The sequence below is a fragment of the Nitratireductor aquibiodomus genome (assembly GCF_900105565.1).
Taxonomy (GTDB): domain Bacteria; phylum Pseudomonadota; class Alphaproteobacteria; order Rhizobiales; family Rhizobiaceae; genus Nitratireductor; species Nitratireductor aquibiodomus.
Genome location: NZ_FNSL01000002.1, coordinates 289537 through 295928, shown reverse-complemented (window position 1 = coordinate 295928; position 6392 = coordinate 289537). Strand labels below are relative to the sequence as shown.

Annotated in this window: 6 protein-coding genes; 5 read left to right on the top strand and 1 reads right to left on the bottom strand. The window is 62.0% G+C overall.

Translation table 11 applies throughout. From position 1 onward, the window contains the following. Nucleotides 1-486: Gfo/Idh/MocA family protein (locus BLW55_RS20585; protein ID WP_143038472.1), on the bottom strand; the 486-nt coding region annotated here is incomplete at its 3' end. 89 nt (nt 487-575) lie between these two features. On the opposite strand from BLW55_RS20585, the gene BLW55_RS20580 reads away from it, so the two are divergent. From BLW55_RS20580 to BLW55_RS20995, 5 genes are all read left to right on the top strand, one after another. After that, on the top strand, nt 576-1388 hold the full coding sequence (locus BLW55_RS20580; RefSeq protein WP_007007171.1) for a MurR/RpiR family transcriptional regulator: 813 nt from the start codon (nt 576-578) through the stop codon (nt 1386-1388). Nucleotides 1389-1531: 143 nt separating this feature from the next. Continuing rightward, on the top strand, nt 1532-3454 hold the full coding sequence (locus BLW55_RS20575) for a bifunctional 5-dehydro-2-deoxygluconokinase/5-dehydro-2-deoxyphosphogluconate aldolase (protein WP_090330231.1): 1923 nt from the start codon (nt 1532-1534) through the stop codon (nt 3452-3454). Continuing rightward, on the top strand, nt 3451-5274 hold the full coding sequence (iolD, locus tag BLW55_RS20570; protein ID WP_090330230.1) for a 3D-(3,5/4)-trihydroxycyclohexane-1,2-dione acylhydrolase (decyclizing): 1824 nt from the start codon (nt 3451-3453) through the stop codon (nt 5272-5274). The genes BLW55_RS20575 and iolD overlap by 4 nt, the downstream gene beginning before the upstream one ends. Continuing rightward, nucleotides 5275-6183: a myo-inosose-2 dehydratase gene (iolE, locus tag BLW55_RS20565; protein ID WP_090330229.1), complete on the top strand. Its 909-nt coding sequence runs from the start codon at nt 5275-5277 to the stop codon at nt 6181-6183. Continuing rightward, nucleotides 6180-6389, top strand: a complete 210-nt coding sequence (locus BLW55_RS20995; RefSeq protein WP_007007176.1) for a hypothetical protein — start codon at nt 6180-6182, stop codon at nt 6387-6389. The genes iolE and BLW55_RS20995 overlap by 4 nt, the downstream gene beginning before the upstream one ends. Nucleotides 6390-6392: the final 3 nt, after the last annotated feature.

Here is a 6392-nt window from a genome sequence, read left to right as displayed (position 1 = left end):
CTCGTCCACAAACCCGCGAAAATGCACCGGCGTTCCGATGGCACCCCTGGCAATCAGTTCGCGGGCATGTTCGAAAGCCGGATTCTTGATGTAATTGTAGCCGACCATGGTTTTCACACCGGCCCTGCCGGCCGCTTCAGCCATCGAGCGGGCCTCGTTCAGGGTCAGGCCCATTGGCTTCTCGCAGTAAACATGTTTGCCGGCTTCAATGGCTGCCAGCGCCATCTCGCAATGCATGCGATTGGGCGTGGTGATGGAAACGATCTCCACGGCCGGGTCGTTCACCAGCGCGCGCCAGTCATCCGTGGCGCGTGCGAAACCGAATTGCGCCGCCATCTGTTCGGCGCGCTCTGCGGGCGTGTCGCACAGAATTTCCAGTCGCGCGGTCGGCACATCTCCCAGCACCGCCCTTGCGGCTCGAAAGGCGAGTGCGTGAGCCTTGCCCATGAAACCCGTCCCGATGAGGCCGACGCCGATATCGCGCATGGAAATTATCCTCTACCACTGGAATTTTTATTCCAATTGCGTAAGATTGTTGAAGTCACGCTGTCAAGCGAAAGAAAGAGAGAATTGGCATGTCAGAGCTTTCCGCACCGCAGACCATCGAGGAATTGCTCGACCGAATGCTGGAGGTTTCAGACGGCCTGCCCAAGCGTTTGAAACAGTGCGCCGACTATGTGGCGGCAAATCCCGACCGCATCGCGGTGTCGACCGTGGCGGAAATGGCGGAGGGCGCCGGGGTCAAGCCATCTGCTTTCATGCGGTTCTGCCAGGTGCTCGGTTTCTCCGGCTTCTCGCAGATGCAGCGTCTTTTCCGCGATTCCTATGCACAGAACTGGCCTGATTATCCAACGCGGCTCGAAAAGCTGAGAGAGAGCGGGGCCGGCAGCGCCTCGGCGCTCCTTGCCGAGTTCATCGAAGCGGGGCGCCTTTCGCTCGAAAGCCTGGCCAAGACCATCGACCCGGATACGCTCGATGCGTCCATCCGGGCGCTTTCGCAGGCAAACATGGTGCACATCGTCGGTCTACGTCGTGCCTTCTCCGTCGCGGCCTATTTCGCCTATGCCTTCGAGAAGATGAACGTGCCGACGATGATCCACGATCATGTCGGCCGGCTCGACAATCGTCATGCCATCCGTAAGGGCGACGCAGTCATCGCCATCACGTTTGCACCCTACACGCCCGAGACCGTCGAACTGGCAGAGGCCGCACGGGCCGCAGGCGCCGAGGTGATCGCCATTACAGATGCCATTGCCAGTCCGCTTCGGCCCATAACGCCTCTCATGCTGACGGTTACCGAAGCCGATTTCGGTGATTTCCGGTCGCTTTCCGCAACGCTCTCCCTTGCCGTTGCGCTCGTAGTCGCTGTTGGAGCTTCCGTGCCGTAAAATGGAATTCTGATGTTGATTTTGGGATTAAAATAGAACATATCTTCCATTATGGAGATCGATGGAATGCCGGTCCCGGCAAACCATCGCCCCTGTTGCCGGGCGGGAGCGCAGCGCAGCAGGAACGCATGGAGGAGACAAGGATGAAGTCCCTCGACCTCATCACCATTGGCCGGTCCTCGGTCGATCTTTATGGCGCGCAGGTGGGTGGCCGGCTGGAGGACATGGGCTCCTTCAACAAATATATAGGTGGTTCGCCGACCAATATTGCTGCCGGCACGGCGCGACTCGGCCTGAAGTCGGCCCTGATCACGCGCGTCGGCGACGAGCATATGGGACGCTTCATCCGTGAGGAACTGAAGCGCGAGGGCGTGGACACGCGCGGCGTCGTCACCGATCCCGAGCGCCTGACCGCGCTTGTGCTTCTCGGCATCCGCGATCAGGAGCAGTTTCCACTGATCTTCTATCGGGAAAATTGCGCCGACATGGCGCTTGATGAAGAAGACATCGACCCGGATTTCATTGCCGAGGCACGCTGTGTCTGTGCGACCGGCACACATCTCTCTCATCCGCGCACCGAGGCTGCCGTTCTGAAGGCGCTGCGGCTTGCCCGCGAACATGGCGCGCTGACAGCGCTCGACATCGACTATCGCCCCAACCTCTGGGGACTTGCCGGACACGGGGCAGGCGAAAGCCGCTTCATTGAGTCCGAACGCGTCACCGCCAAGCTGCAATCCACTCTGCCCTTGTTCGATCTCATCGTCGGCACGGAAGAGGAATTCCACATTGCCGGCGGTTCGACCGACACGATGGAGGCACTCAAGACTGTGCGCGCGCTGACCGACGCCGTTCTTGTCTGCAAACGGGGACCGATGGGCGCGTCCGCCTTTACTGGCGCAATTCCCGGCACGCTTGATGAAGGCGAAGCCGGCGAAGGATTCCCGATCGAGGTGTTCAACGTGCTTGGCGCGGGCGACGGTTTCATGTCCGGGCTTCTCAAGGGTTGGCTCTCGGGTGAGGATTGGCCCACAGCCCTGAAATACGCCAACGCCTGCGGCGCCTTCGCGGTCTCCCGTCACGGCTGCACGCCGGCGTATCCCTCCTTCGAGGAACTGAAGCACTTCTTCCGCACCGGCATCCGCGATAAGGCGCTGCGCAAGGACACAGCGCTCGAGCAGGTGCACTGGGCGACGACGCGGCATGGCGACTGGTCGCAGATGCGCGTCTTCGCCTTCGATCACCGCATGCAATTGGAGGCTATGGCCGACGAGGCTGGCGTCCCTCACGAGCGCATTGGAGACTTCAAGAAACTGTGCCTTGCGGCAGCGACGGCCGTGGCTGACGGTCGCCATGGATACGGTATTCTGTGCGATGGCCGGCTTGGCCGGGATGCGCTCTACGCCGCCTCGGGTTCCGGGCTGTGGATCGGCCGTCCGGTCGAATGGCCGGGCTCGCGCCCGCTCACGCTGGAGCCTGCCATAGGGCCGGATTACGGCGGCCTTGGCGAGTGGCCTCTGGAAAACGTCGTCAAGGTTCTGTGCTTCTACCACCCGGATGATAAGCCGGAGATGCGGGAAGAGCAGGAAGCCACCGTCAGGCGCCTTTTCGCCGCAAGCCGCCGCAACCGGCTGGAGATGCTGCTCGAGATCATACCGTCCAAGGTCGCGGCCTGCGACGATGACACGGCGGCCAGGGTCATCGAACGCTTTTACGAGATCGGTGTTTTCCCCGACTGGTGGAAGCTGGAACCGATGACATCGCGCGCGGCATGGCAGAATGCCTGCGATGCAATCAGACGCAACGACCCGCACACGCGCGGCATTGTCGTTCTCGGACTTGATGCGCCGGCAAAGGAACTCGAAGACAGTTTTGCGGTTGCCGCCTCCTTCGATCTGGTCAAGGGTTTTGCCGTCGGGCGCACGATCTTTGCGGATGCGGCGCGGCGCTGGCTCTCCGGCGCGATCGATGACCGGACGGCCATCGGGGAAATGACGGAGAATTATGCAAACCTCTGCGCTGTCTGGGATCGGGCGCGGGCGCGGGCACGAAAGGGAGAGGCGGCATGAAGACAGTCAGGCTGACGGCCGCACAGGCGGCGATCCGCTATATCGCAGCCCAGAAGAACGAGGATGGCGAGACCTACATAGCCGGCATGTGGGCCATTTTCGGCCACGGCAATGTGGCCGGCATAGGCGAGGCGCTCCATGCGGCGCGCGAAACGCTCACCACCTATCGCGGGCACAATGAGCAGTCCATGGCCCATGCGGCGATCGCTTATGCGAAGCAGCTTGGCCGGCGGCGTGCCATGGCCGTCACCTCGTCCATCGGTCCTGGTGCGACGAACATGGTGACGGCGGCGGCGCTCGCCCATGTGAACCGCCTGCCCGTGCTTCTGATGCCGGGCGATGTCTTCGCCAATCGGGGTCCCGACCCGGTGTTGCAGCAGGTGGAAGATTTTGGCGATGGCACGGTGAGCGCCAATGACTGTTTCAGGCCTGTTTCGCGCTATTTCGACCGTATTACCCGGCCCGAGCAGCTTCTTACCGCGCTGCCACGTGCCTTCCGCGTCATGACCGATCCGGCCGATTGCGGGCCGGTCACGCTGGCCTTCTGCCAGGATGTGCAGGCCGAGGCCTACGATTGGCCGGAGAGCTTTTTCGACGAACGCATCTGGCGACGGCGCAGACTCCGGCCAGACGAGAACGAACTGGCCGATGCCATCGAAGCCATTCGCGCGGCAAGCCGCCCGGTTATCGTTGCGGGCGGTGGCGTTCACTATGCCGGTGCGTGCGCAACGCTGAAAAGCTTCGCGGAGAAACACGCCATCCCGGTCGTGGAAACGCAGGCGGGAAAGTCCGCACTCCCCTGGGATCATCCGCTCAATCTTGGTCCGGTCGGGGTCACGGGTTCGGCCAGCGCCAATGCAATCTGCGAAGAGGCGGATCTTGTTTTCGGTGTCGGCACGCGGTTTCAGGATTTCACCACCGGCTCCTGGGCGCTGTTCAGGAAAAAACGCCGCATCCTCGCACTCAACGTCCAGCCCCATGACGGAACCAAGCACGATGCGCAGGCGCTGATCGCCGATGCAGATGTGGGTCTGAAGCTCCTGTCTGCAGGCCTCGGTAGCTGGAAGGCGGAGGCACCGGCGCCAGCACTGAAGGAAGACTGGTTCAGGGCCGCCGATGCGGTGACGGAAGCACCTGCGGTGGACGAAAACGCGCTGCCCACCGACATGCAGGTCATCGGCGCGGTGCAGCGTGCGGCGCGCGAGAATACGGTGGTCATGTGCGCGGCCGGCACCATGCCCGGTGAGCTGCACAAGCTCTGGAAAGCCGGGCGCCCCGGCTCCTACCACATGGAATATGGCTATTCCTGCATGGGCTACGAGATCGCCGGCGGCCTGGGCATCAAGATGGCCGAGCCCGACCGCGATGTGGTGGTGATGGTTGGCGATGGCTCCTACATGATGATGAATTCGGAACTCGCCACTGCCGTTTCGATGGGCGTCAAGATCACCGTTGTCATCACCGACAATCGCGGCTTCGGCTGCATCAACCGACTGCAGATGGGCACCGGCGGAGCCGAGTTCAACAATCTGCTCGACCATACGCACCATGTGAATCCGTCGCATATCGACTTCGTCGCTCATGCCGCTTCCATGGGGGCGGAGGCGTGCAAGGCCGGGTCCATAGTGGAGCTCGAGACGGCCCTTGCTGAAGCGCATGCCGCGAAAGGACCTTTTGTCGTCGTGATCGATACGGACCCCTATCCCACCACTGAAGCCGGCGGCTACTGGTGGGATGTCGCCGTGCCCGAGGTCTCGGACCGGCAAGAGGTCAATGCTGCCCGCAAAGCCTATGAAAATGCGTTGAAAGAAAGAACCTGAATGATCCGCTTCGGCACCAATCCCATCGCCTGGTCAAACGATGACGACCAGACCCTCGGCGCGCATATTTCCCTCGAACAGTGTCTGGCCGAGGCGGGGTCCATCGGCTTCGACGGCATCGAGAAGGGGCACAAGATGCCCTCGGATGGGGAGAAGCTGAAAGCGGTTCTGGCCGAACACGGTCTCGTCTTCGTTTCCGGCTGGCACTCGCTCAATCTGCTGGTCAACGACATCGAGACCGAGAAGAAGGCGATCCAGCCGCATCTCGACATGCTGAAAGCGAATGGCTGCAAAGTGTGCATCGTCTGCGAGACGTCGAACGCCGTTCATGGCGACGACGCCGTGGCGCTCGCAGACCGCCCCCGCCTTGAGGATGATCGCTGGCCGGCCTTTTGTGCCGGTGTGGAGGCGATTGCCGAATACTGTGCGGAGCAGGGCATCGCACTGGTCTATCATCACCATATGGGAACCGTGGTCGAAAACCGCGAGGAGATCGGCCGCCTGATGGATGGCACCGGTCCGGCAACGCGTCTTCTGCTCGATACCGGCCATGCCTGGTTTGGCGGGTCCGACCCGGTGGAACTTGCCGAGACCTATGGCGACCGGGTGTCCCATTTCCATGCCAAGAATGTCCGCCCGGCAGTTCGCAGCGAAGTGGAAAAGGAGAAACTCTCCTTCCTTGCCGGTGTGCGGCGCGGTGTCTTCACCGTTCCAGGCGATCCGGAGGGCGGCATTGCGTTCGAGCCGGTCCTGAGCGTGCTTGCCCGGAAGGGTTATGATGGCTGGCTTGTCATCGAAGCCGAACAGGACCCGCTCAAGGCCGATCCGGTGACATATCAGTCCATGGGGCTGAAGGCGCTCAGGCAGGCAGCGCATGCAGCCGGTCTTGTCCGGGATGATGCCGCATGAATTTTCTCGACCCCCGTCACCCCTTCTTCCGGCCTCTCTGGCGGCGGGTGGTCGTGGTGGCGGTCTGTCTTGGCTGGGGGCTGTTCGAGTTTGTCTCCGGCGCGCCGTTCTGGGGAATTCTGTTCACCGCCGCGGGTGTCTATGCGGCCTGGTCGCTGCTCTACACTTTCACACCCGGCACACCCGGCGACACCGAAAACGAATGAGGT

What these genes read in the sequence shown, in the direction of transcription:
- BLW55_RS20580 (WP_007007171.1), top strand. Translation starts at nt 576, where the DNA reads ATGTCAGAGCTTTCCGCACCGCAGACCATCGAGGAATTGCTCGACCGA.
- BLW55_RS20575 (WP_090330231.1), top strand. Translation starts at nt 1,532, where the DNA reads ATGAAGTCCCTCGACCTCATCACCATTGGCCGGTCCTCGGTCGATCTT.
- iolD (WP_090330230.1), top strand. Translation starts at nt 3,451, where the DNA reads ATGAAGACAGTCAGGCTGACGGCCGCACAGGCGGCGATCCGCTATATC.
- iolE (WP_090330229.1), top strand. Translation starts at nt 5,275, where the DNA reads ATGATCCGCTTCGGCACCAATCCCATCGCCTGGTCAAACGATGACGAC.
- BLW55_RS20995 (WP_007007176.1), top strand. Translation starts at nt 6,180, where the DNA reads ATGAATTTTCTCGACCCCCGTCACCCCTTCTTCCGGCCTCTCTGGCGG.